19 protein-coding genes are annotated in these 19,979 nt (G+C 63.9%); 10 read left to right on the top strand and 9 right to left on the bottom strand.

The window, feature by feature from the left end:
• Positions 1-129 precede the first annotated feature (129 nt).
• The 8 genes from ACXAF5_RS14245 (at position 130) to ACXAF5_RS14210 (ending at position 8,911) form a co-directional block, all read left to right on the top strand.
• Positions 130-690, top strand: coding sequence for a F0F1 ATP synthase subunit delta (locus ACXAF5_RS14245; protein WP_126136533.1), 561 nt, complete (start codon positions 130-132; stop codon positions 688-690).
• Positions 691-2,232 (top strand): F0F1 ATP synthase subunit alpha, encoded by a 1,542-nt coding sequence (gene atpA / locus ACXAF5_RS14240; protein WP_474947083.1) that lies wholly within the window; start codon positions 691-693, stop codon positions 2,230-2,232.
• A 15-nt stretch (positions 2,233-2,247) separates the two neighbouring features.
• Positions 2,248-3,123, top strand: coding sequence for a F0F1 ATP synthase subunit gamma (locus ACXAF5_RS14235; RefSeq protein ID WP_011539411.1), 876 nt, complete (start codon positions 2,248-2,250; stop codon positions 3,121-3,123).
• Between the two features lie 20 nt (positions 3,124-3,143).
• The gene (gene atpD / locus ACXAF5_RS14230) at positions 3,144-4,568 is read left to right on the top strand and encodes a F0F1 ATP synthase subunit beta (RefSeq protein WP_474947082.1); all 1,425 of its coding nucleotides are present in this window, start codon (positions 3,144-3,146) and stop codon (positions 4,566-4,568) included.
• An 11-nt stretch (positions 4,569-4,579) separates the two neighbouring features.
• Positions 4,580-4,993 (top strand): F0F1 ATP synthase subunit epsilon, encoded by a 414-nt coding sequence (locus tag ACXAF5_RS14225; protein WP_239320445.1) that lies wholly within the window; start codon positions 4,580-4,582, stop codon positions 4,991-4,993.
• Between the two features lie 117 nt (positions 4,994-5,110).
• Positions 5,111-5,467: an H-type lectin domain-containing protein gene (locus ACXAF5_RS14220; protein WP_474947081.1), complete on the top strand. Its 357-nt coding sequence runs from the start codon at positions 5,111-5,113 to the stop codon at positions 5,465-5,467.
• Between the two features lie 88 nt (positions 5,468-5,555).
• Complete coding sequence (locus ACXAF5_RS14215; protein ID WP_474947080.1) at positions 5,556-6,323, top strand: eCIS core domain-containing protein; 768 nt, start codon at positions 5,556-5,558, stop codon at positions 6,321-6,323.
• A 140-nt stretch (positions 6,324-6,463) separates the two neighbouring features.
• Positions 6,464-8,911, top strand: a complete 2,448-nt coding sequence (locus tag ACXAF5_RS14210; RefSeq protein ID WP_474947079.1) for a heavy metal translocating P-type ATPase — start codon at positions 6,464-6,466, stop codon at positions 8,909-8,911.
• Between the two features lie 15 nt (positions 8,912-8,926).
• On the opposite strand, the gene ACXAF5_RS14205 is transcribed toward ACXAF5_RS14210, so the two are convergent.
• From ACXAF5_RS14205 to ACXAF5_RS14195, 3 genes are all read right to left on the bottom strand, one after another.
• Positions 8,927-9,511 carry a hypothetical protein gene (locus ACXAF5_RS14205; protein WP_474947078.1) on the bottom strand — a complete coding sequence of 195 codons (585 nt, stop codon included), beginning with the start codon at positions 9,509-9,511 and terminating at the stop codon, positions 8,927-8,929.
• A gap of 190 nt (positions 9,512-9,701) precedes the next feature.
• Positions 9,702-9,839 (bottom strand): hypothetical protein, encoded by a 138-nt coding sequence (locus ACXAF5_RS14200; RefSeq protein WP_474947077.1) that lies wholly within the window; start codon positions 9,837-9,839, stop codon positions 9,702-9,704.
• An 851-nt stretch (positions 9,840-10,690) separates the two neighbouring features.
• Complete coding sequence (locus tag ACXAF5_RS14195; protein ID WP_011539399.1) at positions 10,691-11,713, bottom strand: ribose-phosphate pyrophosphokinase; 1,023 nt, start codon at positions 11,711-11,713, stop codon at positions 10,691-10,693.
• Positions 11,714-11,817: 104 nt separating this feature from the next.
• Here ACXAF5_RS14195 and ACXAF5_RS14190 point away from each other — a divergent pair, with 104 nt between their 5' ends.
• Together ACXAF5_RS14190 and ACXAF5_RS14185 are read left to right on the top strand one after the other, a co-directional pair.
• Positions 11,818-12,432 (top strand): DsbA family protein, encoded by a 615-nt coding sequence (locus ACXAF5_RS14190; RefSeq protein WP_474947076.1) that lies wholly within the window; start codon positions 11,818-11,820, stop codon positions 12,430-12,432.
• On the top strand, positions 12,429-13,259 hold the full coding sequence (locus ACXAF5_RS14185; protein ID WP_474947075.1) for an alpha/beta fold hydrolase: 831 nt from the start codon (positions 12,429-12,431) through the stop codon (positions 13,257-13,259). The genes ACXAF5_RS14190 and ACXAF5_RS14185 overlap by 4 nt, the downstream gene beginning before the upstream one ends.
• Here ACXAF5_RS14185 and ACXAF5_RS14180 read toward each other — a convergent pair.
• The 6 genes from ACXAF5_RS14180 to ACXAF5_RS14155 form a co-directional block, all read right to left on the bottom strand.
• Positions 13,256-14,011, bottom strand: coding sequence for a Stf0 family sulfotransferase (locus tag ACXAF5_RS14180; protein WP_474947074.1), 756 nt, complete (start codon positions 14,009-14,011; stop codon positions 13,256-13,258). The genes ACXAF5_RS14185 and ACXAF5_RS14180 overlap by 4 nt on opposite strands.
• A 44-nt stretch (positions 14,012-14,055) precedes the next feature.
• Positions 14,056-14,526 carry a YcgN family cysteine cluster protein gene (locus ACXAF5_RS14175; RefSeq protein ID WP_474947073.1) on the bottom strand — a complete coding sequence of 157 codons (471 nt, stop codon included), beginning with the start codon at positions 14,524-14,526 and terminating at the stop codon, positions 14,056-14,058.
• A gap of 10 nt (positions 14,527-14,536) precedes the next feature.
• Positions 14,537-15,469 (bottom strand): bifunctional riboflavin kinase/FAD synthetase, encoded by a 933-nt coding sequence (locus tag ACXAF5_RS14170; RefSeq protein ID WP_474947072.1) that lies wholly within the window; start codon positions 15,467-15,469, stop codon positions 14,537-14,539.
• A gap of 523 nt (positions 15,470-15,992) precedes the next feature.
• The gene (locus ACXAF5_RS14165) at positions 15,993-16,436 is read right to left on the bottom strand and encodes a MaoC family dehydratase (protein ID WP_474947071.1); all 444 of its coding nucleotides are present in this window, start codon (positions 16,434-16,436) and stop codon (positions 15,993-15,995) included.
• A gap of 210 nt (positions 16,437-16,646) precedes the next feature.
• The gene (locus ACXAF5_RS14160; RefSeq protein WP_474947070.1) at positions 16,647-17,522 is read right to left on the bottom strand and encodes a TIGR01459 family HAD-type hydrolase; all 876 of its coding nucleotides are present in this window, start codon (positions 17,520-17,522) and stop codon (positions 16,647-16,649) included.
• Between the two features lie 179 nt (positions 17,523-17,701).
• On the bottom strand, positions 17,702-19,756 hold the full coding sequence (locus tag ACXAF5_RS14155; RefSeq protein WP_474947069.1) for a DEAD/DEAH box helicase: 2,055 nt from the start codon (positions 19,754-19,756) through the stop codon (positions 17,702-17,704).
• Between the last annotated feature and the right edge of the window lie 223 nt (positions 19,757-19,979).

The raw sequence follows: 19,979 nt of genomic DNA, 5'->3' as shown, positions 1-19,979 counted from the left end.
GGTCGCAAAGGCTCTGCTACATCCACGCTGATTTCGATGCCCGGCCAAAATCGGGCGACCTCACGCCCCCGGATGCTACCTGCCAGGACGCATAGAAACCGGGGCCAAAATAATATCGGAAGGGTGGACGTGTCCGAACCAGCTTCGATTTCCGCAGGCATTGCCGACCGCTATGCCACAGCGATCTTTGACATCGCTGCCGAGAGCAATGCTCTCGATACTCTCGAGACAAGCATCAATGATCTGGCAGCCGCTTTGGCTGACAGCGAAGACCTGCGCACTCTCATCACCTCACCGCTGGTGTCGCGTGACGAGCAGGCCGCCGCCATCTCTGCCGTGGCAGACAAGATGGGGCTTGCCGAGGTGTTGCGCAACACCCTCGCGCTGATGGCGGCCAAACGCCGCCTGTTTGTGGTTCCCGCCCTGATCGACGCCCTGCGCGCCCGTCTGGCCGAGGCCCGCGGCGAAGTCACTGCCGACGTGGTGTCCGCCAAGGCGCTGACCAAGACCCAGAGCGAAAAACTGGCCAAGACCCTCGCCGAGCGCGTGGGCAAGAAGGTCACCATCAATGCCACCGTCGATGCCAGCATCATCGGCGGTCTCGTCGTTAAAGTGGGCTCGAAGATGATCGACAGCTCGATCCGCTCCAAGCTCAACTCCCTACAGAATGCAATGAAAGAGGTCGGATAAATGGGTATCCAAGCTGCGGAAATTTCCGCGATCCTTAAAGACCAGATCAAGAATTTTGGTCAAGAAGCCGAAGTGGCCGAGATCGGCCGCGTTCTCTCCGTCGGTGACGGTATCGCCCGTGTCTACGGCCTCGACAACGTCCAGGCGGGCGAAATGGTCGAGTTCCCCGGCGGCATCATGGGCATGGCGCTGAACCTCGAATCCGACAACGTCGGTGTGGTGATCTTCGGCTCCGACCGCGACATTAAAGAAGGCGACACCGTCAAGCGCACCAACTCCATCGTGGACGTGCCGGCCGGTCCCGAGCTTCTGGGTCGCGTTGTCGACGGCCTCGGCAACCCGCTGGACGGCAAAGGCCCGATCGAAGCCAAAGAGCGCAAGGTCGCAGACGTGAAAGCGCCGGGCATCATCCCACGTAAATCCGTGCACGAGCCGATGGCAACCGGCCTCAAGTCCGTGGACGCGATGATCCCCGTTGGCCGTGGCCAGCGTGAGCTGATCATTGGTGACCGTCAGACCGGTAAGACCGCGATTGCTCTGGACACCATCCTGAACCAGAAATCCTACAACGAAGCGGCAGGCGACGACGAGAGCAAGAAGCTCTACTGCGTTTACGTTGCTGTGGGTCAGAAGCGCTCCACCGTGGCGCAGCTGGTGAAAAAGCTCGAAGAGTCCGGCGCGATGGAATACTCCATCGTTGTGGCCGCGACCGCGTCCGACCCGGCGCCGATGCAGTTCCTCGCCCCCTATGCGGCGACCGCGATGGCCGAATACTTCCGCGACAGCGGCAAGCACGCGCTCATCATCTATGATGACCTCTCCAAGCAGGCCGTTGCTTACCGTCAGATGTCCCTGCTGCTGCGCCGCCCGCCGGGCCGTGAAGCTTATCCGGGTGACGTTTTCTACCTCCACTCCCGTCTGCTGGAGCGTTCGGCAAAGCTGAACGAGGACTTCGGTGCAGGCTCGCTGACCGCGCTGCCGATCATCGAAACCCAGGGCGGCGACGTGTCCGCGTTTATTCCGACCAACGTGATCTCGATCACCGACGGTCAGATCTTCCTCGAGACCGAACTGTTCTACCAGGGCATCCGTCCTGCCGTGAACACCGGTCTGTCGGTGTCTCGTGTGGGCTCCTCGGCACAGACCGATGCGATGTCCTCCGTTGCGGGCCCTGTGAAACTGTCCCTCGCTCAGTATCGCGAGATGGCAGCCTTTGCGCAGTTCGGTTCCGACCTCGACGCCGCAACCCAGCAGCTGCTGGCCCGTGGCGCGCGTCTGACCGAGCTGATGAAACAGCCGCAGTATTCGCCGCTCACCAACTCTGAAATCGTCTGCATCATCTTCGCGGGCACCAACGGCTACCTCGACAACGTCGACGTCAAGGACGTGGGTCGTTTCGAAGCCGAGCTTCTGACCTTCCTGCGCTCCAAGAAGGCCGACTTCCTGCAGTGGATCACCGACGAGGATCCCAAGTTCAAGAAGGGCGAACCGGTCGAGAAGATGAAGGCTGTTCTGGACGAATTCGCCGCAGACTTCGCGTAAGGAGAGAGACAGCAGATGCCTTCTCTCAAGGACCTAAAAAACCGGATCTCGAGTGTGAAAAACACTCGCAAGATCACCAAAGCCATGCAGATGGTCGCGGCGGCGAAACTTCGCCGCGCCCAGGAAGCGGCTGAGGATGCACGCCCCTATGCCGAGCGGTTCAATGCCGTGATGGCGGGGCTGGCAGCTTCTGTCGGTCAAAGCGATACCGCGCCCAAGCTCCTTGCGGGGACGGGTTCGGATCAGGTGCAGCTCCTGGTGGTCATGACCGCCGAGCGCGGCCTGTGCGGTGGCTTCAACGCCAATATCGCCAAGCTAGCGCGTCAGAAGGTTCTCGACCTTCAGGCGGCGGGCAAGACCGTCAAGATCCTCACCGTGGGCAAGAAGGGCCGTGATGTCCTGAAACGTGAGTTCGGCGATCTCTTCGTCGGCCACGTGGACCTGACCGAAGTCAAGCGCGTGGGCTATGTCGACGCGCAGGGCATCGCCAAGGACATCCTTGCACGCTTTGACGCGGGCGAGTTCGACGTTGCCACGATCTTCTACTCGAAGTTCCAGAACGTCGTGACCCAGATCCCGACTGCTCAGCAGATCATCCCGGCGGAATTCGATGCCGAGGGCGCCGAGGCGACCTCCGGTGTGGTGGATTACGAGCCCAGCGAAGAGGCGATCCTTGCGGATCTTCTGCCGCGCGGCGTCGCCACCCAGATCTTTGCGGGTCTGCTGGAAAACGGGGCGTCCGAACAGGGGGCCCGGATGAGCGCGATGGACAACGCCACGCGGAACGCGGGCGAGATGATCGACAAGCTGACCATCGAGTACAACCGCTCGCGTCAGGCCGTCATCACCAACGAGCTGATTGAAATCATTTCGGGCGCCGAGGCGCTCTAAGAGACAACCGGAGACGAAACATGGCAAATGCAAAAGGCAAGGTGACCCAGATCATCGGCGCCGTTGTGGACGTCCAGTTCGACGGCGAGCTGCCGGCGATTCTGAACGCCCTCACCACCGACAACAATGGCAAGACGCTGGTTCTCGAGGTTGCTCAGCACCTCGGTGAAAACTCCGTCCGCACCATCGCGATGGACGCGACCGAAGGTCTCGTCCGTGGTCAGGAAGTGACCGACACCGGTGCACCGATCTCGATCCCGGTCGGCAACGCAACCCTGGGCCGCATCCTGAACGTTGTGGGCGAGCCGGTTGACGAAGGTGAGCCGATCAACGCCACCGAGACCCGCGCGATCCACCAGCCCGCGCCGGAGTTCAACGACCAGTCCACCGAGTCCGAAGTCCTCGTGACCGGCATCAAGGTGATCGACCTGCTCGCACCTTATGCGAAGGGTGGTAAGATCGGTCTGTTCGGCGGTGCCGGCGTTGGCAAAACCGTTCTCATCATGGAACTGATCAACAACATCGCAAAAGTGCACTCGGGCTACTCCGTGTTCGCGGGTGTTGGCGAACGGACCCGTGAAGGCAACGACCTTTACCACGAGATGATCGAATCCAACGTGATTAAGCCCGACAACCTCGAAGAGTCGCAGGTTGCTCTGGTTTACGGCCAGATGAACGAGCCTCCGGGTGCGCGTGCCCGCGTTGCTCTGACCGGTCTGACCCTCGCGGAACAGTTCCGTGACCAGTCCGGTACCGACGTTCTGTTCTTCGTGGACAACATCTTCCGCTTCACGCAGGCCGGTTCCGAGGTGTCCGCACTTCTGGGTCGTATCCCCTCCGCTGTGGGCTACCAGCCGACGCTGGCGACCGACATGGGTGCGATGCAGGAGCGTATTACCTCCACCAAGAACGGCTCGATCACCTCGATCCAGGCTGTGTATGTTCCCGCGGACGACCTTACCGACCCCGCGCCGGCAACAACCTTTGCGCACCTGGACGCGACCACCGTTCTCAACCGTGCGATCTCCGAGCTTGGCATCTACCCCGCTGTGGACCCGCTCGACTCCTCGTCGCGCCTGATGGACCCGCAGATCGTTGGCGAAGAGCACTACAAAGTGGCCTCCGACGTTCAGCAGATCCTCCAGCGCTACAAGTCGCTGCAGGACATCATCGCGATCCTCGGCATGGACGAACTCTCCGAAGAGGACAAGCTGACCGTTGCGCGTGCGCGTAAGATCCAGCGTTTCCTGTCGCAGCCGTTCGACGTTGCAAAGGTCTTCACCGGGTCCGACGGTGTGCAGGTTTCCCTCGAGGACACCATCGCGTCGTTCAAAGCCGTTGTGGCCGGCGAATACGATCACCTGCCCGAAGGCGCCTTCTACATGGTTGGCGGCATCGACGAAGTGATCGCAAAAGCCGAAAAAATGGCTGCTGACGCGGCCTAAGGAGGGGCCTCATGGCTGATACGATGCAATTCGACCTCGTGAGCCCGGAGCGGAGCCTTGCTTCGCTTCAGGCCCGCGCGGTCCAGATCCCCGGCTCCGAGGGTGACATGACGGCGATGCCCTTGCACGCGCCGACACTCACCACTCTGCGTCCGGGCATCCTGAAGGTCGACGCACCGGACGGCGCGTCGGAGTATCTCGTCACCGGCGGCTTTGCCCAGATCACCGAAGAGGGCCTCTCGGTCCTCGCGGAACGGGCAATTCCGATGGACGAGATGACCCGCGCCCATATGGACGAGCTCATCGAGGAAGCCCGCGCCATGTACAAGACCGCCAAGGAAGACGATTCCGAACACGGTCTGGTGGAAGACGCGGCCAAGCTGCTTGCAGACATGGAAGCGCTCGGGACCCACATGAGCCTCTGACACCACTGTCAGACTTCAACAGACATGAAACCGGCCTGCATGTTGCGGGCCGGTTTCTTTTTGGTAAGGCCTGGGTGATACTCTTCACCTGTTGAGGATCTGAAACCAGAGGTCGCCTTGCGCACCACCCGACTGCGAAATCCCCGTACCAGCATCGTTCAGGGCGATGTCGAGGTGTTTTCCGAGTTCGACTCGGGCGGCACCATGTGGACAGGCGAGGGGGAGCGGGAACGCCGCCTTCACCTGCGCTTTGACGAGGTCTTTGCGGCCCCGCCGGCCATCCACCTGACCGCCTCGCTGATGGACATGGACCACGCCGCCGCCTATCGTGCCGAACTGGTCGCCGAAGAGATCACTGCCGAGGGGTTCGACGTGGTCTTTCGCACCTGGTCCGACAGCCGCGTCGCCCGCGTCCGCGCCGCCTGGATGGCCATCGGCGATATGCCGTTCGAGGATGACTGGGACGTGGAGTAGCCCCCGTGATACGCGCCGCATTCGGGCCGCGTGCCGCCTCAACCCGGGATTAAATTCACGGTCGGCGATATTTAACTTGCAAGACGTGATGGCAGTTCCTTTGATAAACCCTGAGTTGTTGGCATCGTTTGTTTTCAAGGAGGGTTTTAGAATGTGGTTTCGGTATCTTGGCTTGATGGTGTCCGGATTGGCGCTTGCCGCCTGTAGCCGTCCCATGACTGATGGGGAGATTGCTTACGGATCGCAGTATTTTACGCGGAATCTGGCGTTTGAAGATGTGCGGTTTTCCGGGAATGAGGCCCAGGGACGAAGAGTTGCAAAGCGGCAGTTGGAACGCGAACTCGGCACCGCGGCGGACAGCGCCAGCGGAAACTCGCACAAGATCGCATCCCTGCCGTCACTGTTTGGCGCTGACGCATTGGTTGTGGGCAATACCGTGTTCTTTGACCGTGAATACTATTCGTCGGATATCTCTCAAAGCCCAATCAACAGTGACCGATGGCTGATGGCGCATGAGCTGACCCATGTGTGGCAGCATCAGAACCGAGACATGACCGGTTACAGCTTTGCCAAGGTGGTCTCGGAGCATGTCAGGTTCGGGGATGACGTCTATGATTATACGCTGGTGAACGGAAAGCGCTTTACCGAGTATCGCTTTGAACAACAGGGCAAAATCGTCCAATGCTACGCCATGTTGAAAGAGATCTCGCCCAATGGTGCAAACACGCGCAAACATGAAAAGCTGATCCGGGCTGAGTTTCCTCTCGACGCTGTAATGACACGGATCGGAGTGGGCGCTAGCGATGTGATCCGCGTGCGGGAGACCGTGCAGATGCAGGAGTGTGACGGCCAATAGCGGCACCGTCGGGCTGGTTTCCGGTCGAGGGGAGCCTTGGGTATTGCGACGGGACACGATGAAAATCTCAAATTCCCCCTTGAGCCTCCAGTGACTGGAACCCCTACATGGAACACAACAGGCAATAACGGAGTCGTTCCATGACCCAACCGATCACCGCCCGCCTCTCGATCGAGGGCATGACCTGCGCCGGATGCGTGGGCCGTGTCGACCGCACCCTGGCCGCCCTGCCGGGGCTCAGCGATGTCTCGGTGAACCTCGCCAATGAGACCGCGCAGATCACCGCCAACACCGCTGAGGCGCTGGAGCAGGCCGACAGCGCCCTGCGCGATCTTGGCAAACCGGCGCGGCACCAGACGGTGCAATTGTCCATCGCGGGTATGACCTGCGGCGGCTGTGTGGGCCGGGTGGAGCGCGCGATCAAGGCGCTGCCCGGCGTGGTCTCGGCCAATGTGAACCTCGCCGCCGAGAGCGCGCAGGTGGAGATCCTGCAAGGGGTGGTGACGCCGTCGCAGGTGGCGGCAGCCAGCACCGAAGCGGGCTATCGCGCCCGCCCGGCAGAGGCAGGCGATAGCGAGGACCGCAGCGCCCGCAAGCACCGTGAGGCGCGTGATCTGCGTCGTCAGGTCTGGATCGCCGCTATGTTGACCCTGCCGGTGTTTCTGTTGGAAATGGGCGGCCACATGGTCCCGGCGGTGCATCACTGGATCGCGCAGACCATCGGCATGCAGACCTCATGGGGGGTCCAGGCCGTGCTGACCACGGCGGTGCTGTTCCTTCCCGGGCGGGCCTTTTTCGCGCTGGGGCTGCCCGCCTTGCGCAAGGGCGCGCCGGATATGAACAGCCTTGTGGCGCTGGGGGCAGGGGCCGCGTGGATCTACTCTCTGGTGGCGACTATTGTCCCGGCGCTGCTGCCTGCCGATGTGCGCGCCGTCTATTTCGAGGCCGCAGCGATGATCGTCACCCTGATCCTGATCGGCCGCTGGCTGGAGGCCCGCGCCAAGGGCCGCACGGGGGCTGCCATTCAGGCGCTGGTGGGCTTGCAGGTCCGCCATGCCCGCCGACTGACCAAGGATGGCCAGCCCGAGGATGTGGACGTGGACGCCCTCGCCCCCGGTGATCGCATCCTTGTGCGTCCCGGCGAACGCATTCCCACCGATGGCGAGGTGCTGGAGGGCAGCGCCCATGTGGATGAGAGCATGATTTCGGGCGAGCCGATCCCGGTGGAGAAATCCGCGGGCGCTGCGGTCACCGGCGGCACTGTCAATGGCGAGGGCAGCCTGACCCTGCGCGTGACCCGCACCGGGGCCGAGACCACGCTGGCGCAGATCATCCGCATGGTGGAGGACGCCCAGGGCGCCAAACTGCCGATCCAGAGCCTTGTGGACAAGGTCACCCTGCGCTTTGTGCCGGTGGTGATGGGGCTGGCGCTGCTGACGGTGGCCGTATGGCTGATGGTGGGGCCGGAGCCCACAGTGACCAACGCATTGGTGGCCGGGGTGTCGGTGCTGATCATCGCTTGTCCCTGCGCCATGGGTCTGGCAACGCCGACCTCGATCATGGTGGGGACGGGGCGCGCGGCAGAGCTGGGCGTGCTGTTTCGCAAGGGCGATGCGCTGCAGTCCCTCAACGAGGTCGATATCATCGCCTTTGACAAGACCGGCACCCTGACCGAGGGTCGCCCATCATTGGTGGCACTGCATCCCACCGCAGGGTTTGACCGCGCCGAGGTGCTGGGCGCGGTGGCCGCGGTAGAGGCACGCTCCGAGCATCCCATCGCCCGCGCGCTGGTGACAGCCGCGCAGGACGAGGGCCTGACCCTCGCGGAGGTCAGCGAGTTCCAGAACCAAACCGCCCGCGGTGTCACCGCCAAGGTTGCCGGGCGCGAGATCCAGATCGGCAGCGCGCGATTGATGTCCGAGGCGGGTATCAGCGTCGATGCGCTGGCGGCAGAGGCGCTCGAGCGCGCCAACCGGGGGGAAAGCGTGCTCTACACCGCCATCGACGGCCAGCTTGCGGCGCTGCTGGCGGTGGCCGATCCGATCAAACCGACCAGTGCCGCGGCCATCAAAGCGCTGCGGGCGATGGGCAAGGATGTGGCGATGATCTCGGGCGATGCTCCGGCCACGGCAGAGGCGATTGCCCGTGACCTGGGTATCTCCCATGTGGTCGCCGGGGTCGCGCCCGAGGGCAAAGTGGCCGCGCTCAAGGATCTCGCCTCGCGCGGGCGCAAGTTGGGCTTTGTCGGCGATGGCATCAACGACGCGCCCGCCTTGGCGCAGGCGGATGTGGGGATCGCCATTGGCACCGGCACCGATGTGGCGATCGAGGCCGGCGATGTGGTGCTGATGTCGGGCGATCTCGGCGGCGTGGTGACGGCGATCAACATCTCGCACAGGACGCTGGTGAACATCCGCCAGAACCTCGGCTGGGCCTTTGTCTACAACGCGGCGCTGATCCCGCTGGCGGCGGGCGCGCTCTATCCCGCGTTCGGCATATTGCTGTCGCCGGTCTTTGCCGCCGGGGCAATGGCGCTGTCGTCGGTGTCGGTGCTGACCAACGCGCTGCGGCTGCGGCGGGCGGGGTAGGGCTGGCGTCGGCCCCTAGAACACCGCACAGCCGGAGCCGATCACCTCGCCGGGGTGAACCTCGTAATGCGGCGGCGGGTTCAGGTACACCATCTGCACCGCGGTGATCCTGTACTGACACTGCTCGGCCTGCGCGGGGGTGACAGTCTGCCCCCCGACATAGAGGTCGAGCCAGATATGGCCACGGGCGCCGGTGTGACAGGGGCCGTCCTGAGGCCGGGGGCCATCGCCGCAGGTGTCTTCGACCACCGCGTATTTCCTGAGCCGGGGCAGGTAGAGCATCGTGCCGGGCGGAAAATCGAGGGTCTCGTGCGGCCCATGGAGCGCATGCCCCACCGCCAGGGTGATCGGATCGTCATGGGTGCCAGTGCCGCCCGCGCGCCGGTGCTTGACCGGGTGCGAGATGACGGCCGTGCCCGGTGGCGTGTTGTCCCAGAACCCGTATCCGGTGATATAGGCGGCAAAGCGCTGCTCTTCGGCCGCTGCGCTCGACACTCCGGCGAGGCTGGCCAGGAGAGACAGGACAAATCGGGCAGGCAGGGCGCCAGAGGCGCCACAAGAGAGGCCGGCGAGGCAAAGAAACCGGTGTCCGAGCAACATCAGGGGTCTCCTCGATCTGAAACTGTGCGGTCGCGTGTCACACCGCCGCCTCATGCATCCAGAGAACAGCATATGAGGGCGGGTCTGACAACTGCTGGCAGAGCCGGAGGCATGGGCCGACGCCGGAGACAGGTATTTTATCGACAATTTTACGTAAATCCGCTGAACAGCAGCAGCGCCAGCGCCGCAATCAGGAAGCGCGACCAGGCGACCACCACCGGTTCGATCTCCTTGCGGTCAGCAGCTTGCCGGCGGTATCGCCCAGCACCACGCAGGTCACGGCGGCGAAGACAAGGGCGGCAAGGCGCAGGAGGTCGACTGGTCTCATGGGGCAGCTTTCGTCAGGGGTGGATGGTAAGGACCTATCAGGTGCTGCGGGCGCGTCAAACTACGCTCTGCGCGATAGTTGTGGTGCCTGTGTGCCGTGTTTGGCAAGGGTCGCCATCATGCGGCCCAATCGGGCTTTTCGGGAGAATGCCAAACCGGCCCGGCATGTGCCGCAGAAGGACCCCCTCAACGCGGAAATAGGCCTTATCAACAGGCTCGCACTAAGCTGACCGTCAGCTATGCGGAAAAACTGCCGTTCGCCTCTTGTCATTTGTTACAAAATTGCGCCAACGTTCGTTTAACGAAGATGAACTCTTCCAGCCAAAGAAAGGCAGAGCACCGATGCCGACAACAACCAACTATCGAACGCGTTCTGACATAGCAAGATTTCTAGCCCACTATATGGAATTGCACGATGCGACGGTCCTCTCCGTTACCCTCTCCCCAAATCAAAGCGTTTTAAAGGTTAGTCTCGAAGACCTTTGTATAATTGATCCAAAAACCGATTGGTGGAGGACGACAAATACGGAAGCCACTTTGACATTCGGTCAGCTATCAGAGGTCAACATTGACGGTGAATTGGAGGAATACGGCGTCGGTGTCTTCGAAATCAGCAATAGTGGAACATTCGAACTGATTTGTACTCTTGGGTCCGTTCGGGGAACGTGCGCCGCCTTTGAAATTACTGCGGTTTCAAAATCAGAGAACGCTGTTTGACCACTTGACGTCGTCACATTGGCCTCAATCCCGCCCAACGAACTACCGCACGTATGCCGGGTTGTATTTGAGGGCCGCCCACAAAAAAACACCCCACGACATCTCGCGGGGTATTTTGATGAGATCTGAGGGATCTTAGCTCTGGCTGTTGTAGAGCGACTCGTAGATCGGGATCAGGGTCTTGTCCTCAAACAGCGAGGACACCGAGGTGCCGTGCCAGATGTTCAGGATCGCCTGGGTGAACAGCGGTGCGGTGGGCACGATGCGGATATTGGGCGCATCAAGGATCGGCTGGGTGGGCTGGATCGAATCCGTCAGCACCAGCGATTTCATCACCGAATTGGTCACGCGCTCCACCGCCGGGCCGGACATCACGCCATGGCTGATGTAGGCGTGCACTTCCTTGGCGCCGTTGTCGAGTAGGATCTGCGCCGCCTTGCACAGGGTGCCGGCAGTGTCGCAGATGTCATCGACGATCAGGCAGATCTTGTCCTTGACGTCGCCGATGACGGTCATCTCGGCAATCTCGCCGGCCTTTTCGCGGCGCTTGTCGACGATGGAGAGCGGCGCGTTGATGCGCTTGGCCAGCTCGCGGGCGCGGGCAACGCCGCCCACGTCGGGCGAAACCACCATCAGGTCGTCCATCTGGTCCTTGAACTGGGCCTTCACGTCCAGCGCGAAGATCGGGCTGGCATAGAGGTTGTCCACCGGAATGTCGAAAAAGCCCTGGATCTGCGCGGCGTGCAGGTCCATGGTCAGCACCCGCTCGATGCCGGCGCCGGTCAGCATGTTGGCGACCATCTTGGCCGAGATCGGCGTGCGCGCCTTGGTGCGGCGGTCCTGGCGGGCATAGCCAAAGTATGGAATGACCGCCGTGATGCGCTGAGCCGAGGAGCGGCGCAGCGCGTCGGCGATGATCAGCAGCTCCATCAGATTGTCGTTGGCCGGGTTCGAGGTCGGCTGGATGATGAACATATCCTCGCCGCGCACGTTCTCGTAGACTTCGACAAAGATCTCGCCATCGTTGAACCGTTCCACCCGAGCGTTCACCAGGTCCTGATCGACCCCCCGGTGCATGCTCATGCGGCGCGAAATGGATTTGGCGAGAGGCAGGTTTGCGTTCCCAGAGATCAACTTGGGTTCGTTCAAGGTCGGCATTGGCTGTTTTTCCCCAGGCAGCAATGTGACAGATTCGTGATATTGAACCCCGCTTAACACGCACATAGTCTCGGGCCTAGTTCTAAGCACGAGGAATTCATCCCATGTCCGCCTCCGCCCCCGCAATCGACTATTATTTCTCGACTCTGTCACCGTTCAGCTACCTGGCCGGGCAGCGTCTGGAGGAGATCGCCCGCCGCCACGGGGCGTCGGTGACCTACAAGCCGTTTGACATCATGACGCTGTTTGCGCGCACCGGCGGCACCCCGCCCAAGGACCGCCATCCGGCGCGGCAGGACTACCGGCTGATCGAGCTCGCGCGCCAGTCCAGGCGCAGCGGCCTGCCGCTCAACCTGGCGCCTGCGCATTGGCCCACCAATGCGGCGCCCTCCTCCTATGCCATCATCGCGGCGCAAAAGGCCGGCGGCGGCGATCTGGGCGCGCTGGTGCATGGCACCCTGCGGGCGGTCTGGGCCGAGGAGCGCGACATCGCTCAGGACGATGTGGTGAAATCCCTGCTCGAAAGCGCCGGTTTCGACCCCGCGCTGGCGGATAGCGGCCTTCTGACCGGCGCGGAGATCTATGCGCAGAACCTCGAGGACGCTGTCAACGCCGGCGTTTTTGGCGCGCCGTTTTATGTGACCGCAGACGGGGCGAAGTTCTGGGGGCAGGACCGGCTGGAGGATCTCGACTGGCATCTTGGGGGGCAGGGGGCGTGAGCCTGGATCTCGCGAGGCTGCCGCAACAGGTCTATCACCGCTCCTTCGGCACCGGCCCGCGTCCCGTTCTTGCGGTGCATTGCTCTCTGGCGCATTCCGGCGCCTGGCGGGGGCTGGTGGCAGCCCTGGGCGAGGATCAGGTGAGGGTTGAGGCCTTTGACATGCTCTCGCATGGCAAGAGCCCGGATTGGGACGGGCAGGGCCTGTTGCAGCAGCGCAATGCCGAGGCCGGGCTGCGCCTGCTGGAGGCGGAGGTCGCGCGCGCAGGTGGCCCTGTCGATCTGGTCGGGCATTCCTTTGGCGCCACGGTGGCGCTGGCGATGGCGCAGGCCCGCCCGGATCTGGTGCGCAGCCTTGTGATGATCGAGCCGGTCCTGTTTGCCGCGGCCCAGGCGCACAACCCCGCGGCGCTGGCGCAGATGCGCGCCGATCACATGGCGGTGCGGACCTCCTACGAGGCGGGCGACGTGGACCATGCCACCCGGCTCTTCAACCGCGCCTGGGGCACGGGTCATCCCAAATGGCCGGACCTGCCGGAGCGTGCCCGCGCGGCGATGGTGCGGTCTTTTCCGGCGGTGATGGAGTGTGACAGTCAGGTCTATGACGACGCCGCCGGTCTGCTGGCGCCGGGCGCGCTGGAAGCACTGCCGATGCCGGTGCTGGTGATGCAGGGGGGCGCGACCCAGCCGATCATGTCTGCGGTGACCGCGGCGCTGTCGGCGCGAATGCCGGAGGCGCAGATTGCGGTCATCGAGGGCGTGGGCCATATGGTGCCGGTGACCCATCCCGAGGCGGTGGCCTCGGTGATCGGGGCTTTCTGGCCCTAGCGGGCACCGCCGCCCTCGCGGCAAAAACGGTCTATCCACTGCTGGCTTCTGGGATCTGCGATGCGGGCGACATCCGGCGCGATGCCGGTCGCTGCCTGAGCGGGCAGGTTAAGCTGCGTCAGCAGGTCTTGGACCCGTGCCTGTGGCGCCTGTGCCAAAGCCTCGTAGGTCAGCGGGATCGGCGCGATCCCTTGCCGGTCGAACCACTGCTGCCAGTTTCGATCCCACCGCGAGAGCAGCGTCAGCGTCTCCGTGATGGCGGCGCGGGAATAGGTTGGCGATTGCGGTGCGGCAGTGCGTTCCAGCTCCGTCCCGTCCGCGCGTCGATGCCACAGCCCGGTTTGCCGCGCCAGCAAGTAGGACACCGCCTGGGGCAACTTGTCTTCGCGGGCCAAATGGACAAAGCGCACGGGACCAAAGGCCGCGGTCAAGCGGGCGAGATCCGTCTGGGCGGTCGGGAACAAAAGAGCCAATTGGGCCCGCAGAAATGCGAAGCTGTGCCATTGCTGACGCAGCGCAAAAACCTCGGTGCCGCCTCGGCCCAATGTCTGAGCTGCCGCCAGAACTTCGCGCAGTTGCTCGGTTGCGGGGGCGTCGGACGGCGCAAGCGCCATGCGATCACGCCACGCCGCAAGGGAGGTGCCGAAGAACAGCGAGGCGGGTGCCCCGGCGACGCCAGTGGCCCGCAGCATTCGGCACAATAGGGTGCTCCCGCTGCGTGGGGTCGTGCAGACAATATACGCGTGGGTCATCCGCGCTGCCTAGACGACGGTGATGACAGGGAAGTGACGCGTCGCTAGACGGGTTCCTCGATAATGTAGTCTTCCCATTCCTCCAGCGGCGTGTCGAATTCCGACACGGTCATGCCGCGCACCGAGACCCCGGCGCGGTGCACGCTGTCGGGGTCACCGGTCACCAGCGGGTGCCAGTCGGGCAGGGGTTTGCCCTCCCACAGGCGGCGATAGGCGCAGGTCTGCGGCATCCAATAGGCGTGGGTGTCAAGGTTTTCGGGCTTCAGGACGATGCATTCGGGGATGAAACTGTGCCGCGTCTCGTAATGGGCGCATTGGCAGGTCTGATCGTCCAGCAGGCGGCAGGCCACGCGCGTCAGCGCCACCTCGCCGCTGTCTTCGTCTTCGAGCTTGTTGAGGCAGCATTTGCCGCAGCCGTCACACAGCGCTTCCCATTCGCGCGGCGAGAGTTTCTTGAGCGGTTTCTGTTCCCAGAACTTCGGCGCAAGCCCGTCCCGGTCGATCTGATTGGTCATCTCGGCCCTCTCAGAGCGTTTTGAGGATGGCGCGGGCCTGATCGCAATCGGCCTGCATCTGGGCGATGAAGGGCTCCAGCCCGTCAAAAGTCATCTCCGGGCGCAAGAAATCCACCAGCCCGACGGACAGATGTGCACCATAGAGGTTGCCCTTGAAATCAAAGAGATAGGTCTCGATGTTGGGCTGGTCGCCGTCAAACATCGGCCGCACCCCGACTGAGGCGGCACCGTGGTAGCTGCCCTTATGGGGGCCGTCGAGCACATCCACCAGAACCGCATAGACGCCAAAGGCGGGCGGGTGCAACCCGTCGATGGACTGGTTCGCGGTGGGAAAGCCAAGCTCGCGGCCGCGCTGCTCGCCGCCGATCACCTCGCCCTCGATGCGGTGCCAATGGCCCAGCATGGCGGCGGCGTCGCGCGGGCGGCCTTCGCTCAGGGCGGTGCGGATCGCGGTGGAGGACACCGTGTGTTCGGAATATTCCATCAAGGGCGCGATGGTGACGCCAAAGCCCATCTCCTGTCCAAAACGCTGGAGATCGGCAGCGGTGCCAGCGCGGCCCTTGCCAAAGCAGAAATCGGCGCCCACCACCACATGCGCCAGCCCCAGTCCTTCAAAGATCACCTTGCGGGCAAACTCCTCAGGCGTCAGCGACGAGAGCGCGTGGTTGAAATTCAGCTGATAGAGCTTTTCAACGCCGATCTTTTCCAGCCGATGCGCGCGCGCTTCTGCCGACATCAGGCGAAAGGGCGGGGCATTGGGGGCAAAGAATTCGCGCGGATGTGGTTCAAAGGTCATCACCCCCAGGGGGGCCTCCGGTGCGGCCTGCCGCGCCAGATCAATGACCGAGCGATGGCCGCGGTGAACGCCATCGAAATTGCCGATCGCGACGGTGGCCCCGCGATCCTGCTCTTCGACAAATTGATAGTCCCGGATGATGCGCATGGCGCTTCCCTAGCTCCCGGCGCGACGCGGCGCAAGGGCGCTGTGGCCGGAGGCGGGCCGTGTCGCCCGTCAGGCGCGGGAAATGCACGGCTCAGGGTCCGCGTGTGGCAACGGCGCAGTTCGCCGATGTTTCATCTTTTTCCAAATACCTCCGCCGGAGGCTCCTGTCACGGCGGCAGTCGACCCCGGTCTGAAGGGCCTGTTGCGCTGTCGCCGTGCGCCCGTTTCACCGGGATCTCATCTGATCGGGCTAGACTGGCTGGGATCGATCAGACGATGGGGGCGCGGGACGGCTGTGGGCAGCACCGCGCCAAAGGAAGACCGGCCCCGATAAAAAGGGGATGGTGTTGCAGATGCAGGATCAGCAGGCCGTGCGCGGCCTGTCCCCCTTCCGTGCCAAAGCGGTACCGCGACCCGTCCTGAATTGGACAGATCACCGGCTCCGAACATGAAAACGACCCGGCTTCATCGTCGGTCCCCCGTCCGGGCGTGCTCCCGTGGCGGTCTGACGTGCTGGTTTGTGTCAGTCGAACTTGCGCGAGGGGGCCATCACCATGGCCTCACCCACCAGAACCTTTTTGCCCTCGACGATGCAGCGGCAGTCGAGTTTCACCCGGCGCTTGTCGATCTGGATGTCGGTCACTTCGACCTCGGCCAGCACCAGGTCGCCGGGACGCACGGGGGCGAGGAATTTCAGGTTCTGGCTCATGTAGATGGTGCCATGGCCGGGCAGCTGCTCGCCGATCACCGCCGAGATCAGCCCGGCGGTCAGCATGCCATGGGCGATGCGGCCTTCAAAGATGGTATCCTGCGCATAGCCGTCGTCGAGATGCACCGGGTTGCGGTCGGTGGAGACCTCGGCAAACAACTCGATGTCGCGGTCGGTGATCTGTTTGCGCAGGTAGCGGGTCATGCCCATCTCGATGTCTTCGATGCAGATGGTGCCGCGGGGGAAATTGTCCAACATCCTGGCCTCTCCGGAAGTGTGGCGGCGCAACAAATGGACCGCGCGTGTATTGTGGTGGTAATTTTATTACCTCGCAGTTGCAGAAAGTCAAGCCCGTCCCGCGGATCCATGTGGCGCAGGTCACCCGGCGGACGCCCTGGCGGGCGACAGCATAAGGCCCGCCCTCTCCTGACGGAGAAGACGGGCCCGATTGGCACGGTGGCGCCGGGGTTAGCGCAGAAAGCCGATGCTGTAGGTGGGGGCCACCTGTTCCTGCGCCAGATAGGCCTCCAGCGCGGCCGGGTCGGGCTGCCGGTCGGTCTGGGTATCCTTGGCTGCGAGGCCGCCGGTGATGAACAGCGTGTCCACGCCTTCGCCCATGCCGCCGGAAATATCCGTGTGCGGGCCATCGCCGATCGCCAGGATCTCGCGGTCGGCGATGTCATGGCCGATCTCGCTCAGGCGGCGCCGCGCCAGGTCGTAGATCGGCGGGTGGGGCTTGCCGAAATAGAGGCTCTCGCCGCCCATGTCGGTGTAGAGCTTCGCCAGCGCCCCGGCGCACCATTCGCGCACTTCGCCGCGGTCGACGATGATGTCGGGATTGGCGCAGAGGAGCTTCATCCCCATCTGTTTGGCATAGAGGAAATCCGCCCGGTTCACCTCCGGATCGGCCAGGGTGTCGAAGGGGCCGCAGCAGACGATGCCCTCGGCCTCCTTCAGGGGCACGCGGGTGATCTCGACGGGGTCGTGGATCACCTTCATCGGTTCGAAAAAGCCCGCATCGCGCTGCCATTCGCCCATGAAATAGACCTTGGTGCCCACCGCCCCGGTGAACATCGCCGCGCGGGCGGAATCGCCGGAGGTGGCAATGGTGTCATAGGCGTCATCGGGCACGCCGAACTGGCTCAGCTGTTCGGCCACGCCGGCGCGGGGTTTGGGCGAATTGGTCACCAGCACCACCACGCCGCCGGCCTTGCGATAGGCCTGCAGTGCCGCAACTGCGTCGGGATAGGCGGTGATGCCGTTGTGGACGCAGCCCCAGAGATCCACGAACAGGGCCTTGTAGCGGTCGGAGACCTCGGAAAGGGCGGAGATGATCTGGCTCATGGCGGGGCCTCATGCAGGGTTGGGAGTGCCCTTCCTATGGCAGAGGCGGCACCGTTTGGCTAGGGGCAGGCGGGCGGTGCCCATCGCAGGCACAGGTCGTCACCGACGGTCAACCGGATGGCAAAACAGCGCCCCCGGGGCGAGGACGCTGTTTTCCGTTCCAGATCGGGCGGGGGCTCTCAGCCCTTGCGCCCCGGCGGGGTAAAGCGCTTGGAGGTGTTGGACGCATCCGCACCCCGGCGGGCCTTGTTCTTCTTGCTGTTCGGTTTGCCCTTGGGCGGTGGCGGGCCCTTGGGTTTGTCGAATTTCGGCTTGTCGCTCCGGGGTTTGTCGCTGCGGGGCTTGTCGAACTTCGGCTTGTCGCTGCGGGATTTGTCGCCCCAGGGTTTGTCGCCACGCGGTTTGTCAAAGGCGGGTTTGTCCCCGGCGGGGCGCGGCTTGGCGGGGCGGGGTTTCACGGGGCGGTCGGTGGCGTCATCGCGATCCCGTCCGCGGTGGGGTTTGCGCGGGCCCTTGTCGTCGCCTGCGCCCTTGCGGTCACCGCCGCCTTTGTAGTCGCCACGATCGCCGCCCTTGTAGCCCGGCTTGCCGCCGCCAAAGCCGCCACGGCCACCGCCCTTGCGGAACGGAGGCTTGCTGCGCTCGGGCAGGTTCGGGGCCTCGTTCAGCCGCTCCAGTGCGGAGCCGTCATCCAGCGCCATTTCGCCGCCGAGCGTCGCCATGAAACCTTCGACCTTGTCCTCGGCAATCTCGGCATAGCTCTTGTCGCCAACGATGCGGATGGCGCCGATGGCGGATTTGTCGATGCCACCAGCTTTGCACAGCATCGGCAGCAGACGGCGCGGATCGGCACCGGCATCGCGGCCGCCGTCGATGGCAAACCAGACCGAGGGGCCAAAGGGCGCGCGGTCCTCTTTCTTCTTGCGGTTGTCCATCGCCGCCACATCGGTCAGCTCTTCCGGGGCGGAGCGGGCGGCGGACCAGAGCCGCAGATAGCCGGCGGCCAGTTGCTCGGGCGAGAAGCTCTCGACCAGTTTGGCCAGTGTCTCCTGCTGGCTTTCGGGGGCCTCTTCGGTCCAGACGGTATCGGACAGCATCCGCTCCAGATCGCGGCCGCGGACCTCGTCGGCGGAGGGCGCATCGACCCAGTCGGCCGAGAGTTTGGCGTCGCGCAGCAGGCGCTCGGCCTTGCGCACGGAGCGCGGTGTGACCATCAGGGCGCTGGCGCCCTTGCGGCCCGCGCGGCCGGTGCGCCCGGACCGGTGCAGCAGGGTCTCGTGACTTGACGGCAGGTCGGCATGCACCACCAGATCGAGGTTGGGCAGGTCGATGCCGCGGGCGGCCACGTCGGTGGCGACGCAGATCCGGGCGCGCCCGTCGCGCATCGCTTGCAGGGCGCCGGCGCGCTCGGATTGCGACAGTTCGCCGGACAGGGCCACCACCTGAAATCCGCGGTTCGACAGCCGCGTCAGCAGCCGGTTCACCGCGGCGCGGGTATTGGCAAAGACGATGGCGTTGGGGGCCTCGTGATAGCGCAGCACGTTGATGATGGCATTCTCGATGTCATGCGGCGCAACCACATGGCTGAGATAGGAAATATCGCTGTGCTGTTCGGATTTGTCGATCGTCGAAATCCGCTGCGCATCGGTCTGATAGGTCTGTGCGAGCGTGGCGATCGGCTTGGACACGGTGGCGGAGAACAGCAGCGTCTGGCGTTCTTCCGGGGTTTCTTCGAGGATGAACTCCAGATCCTCGCGAAAGCCCAGGTCCAGCATCTCGTCGGCCTCGTCCAGCACCACGGCGGCGACGCCGCTGAGGTCGATCGACCCGCGGGTGATGTGGTCGCGCAGACGGCCCGGCGTGGCGACCACGATATGGGCACCGCGTTCCAGCGCGCGGCGTTCGTCGCGCATGTCCATGCCCCCAACGCAGGAGGCCAGCACCGCGCCCGCCTCGGCATAGAGCCAGCTCAGCTCGCGCTTCACCTGCAGCGCCAGTTCGCGGGTCGGCGCAATCACCAGCGCCAGCGGGGTGGTGGCGCGCGGGAACTGGCCGTCATCGTCGAGGATGGTGGGGGCGATCGCCAGGCCAAAGCCCACCGTCTTGCCCGAACCGGTCTGCGCGGACACCAGAAGATCCGCCCCCGCCAGCGCCGGGTCTGAAACCGCCTCCTGCACAGGCGTGAGAGAGGTGTAACCACGGCGCTCCAGCGCCTGCTGCAAGGTGGGTATCAAGAGGGGGATCCGTTCGTATCACAAAGAGGGCGCGGTCCTGCGCCCGTTGGGTCAAGATCGCGCGTATAACGCAAGGATGCGGGTTTGTATAGCGCCAGTCGCACCGCAGCGGCGCATGGCTGCCTTGCACGGGCCGCGCTGTCTGCGGCGCGGGCGGGGCCGCGCGGCTTGACGCTGCCGGGGCGCAGACGCATGCTGCCGCAACCACGAGGCCCGCAGCAGG

The organism is Epibacterium sp. ABV4_022 (assembly GCF_056159345.1).
This window is presented reverse-complemented; position numbering and strand designations above follow the sequence as displayed.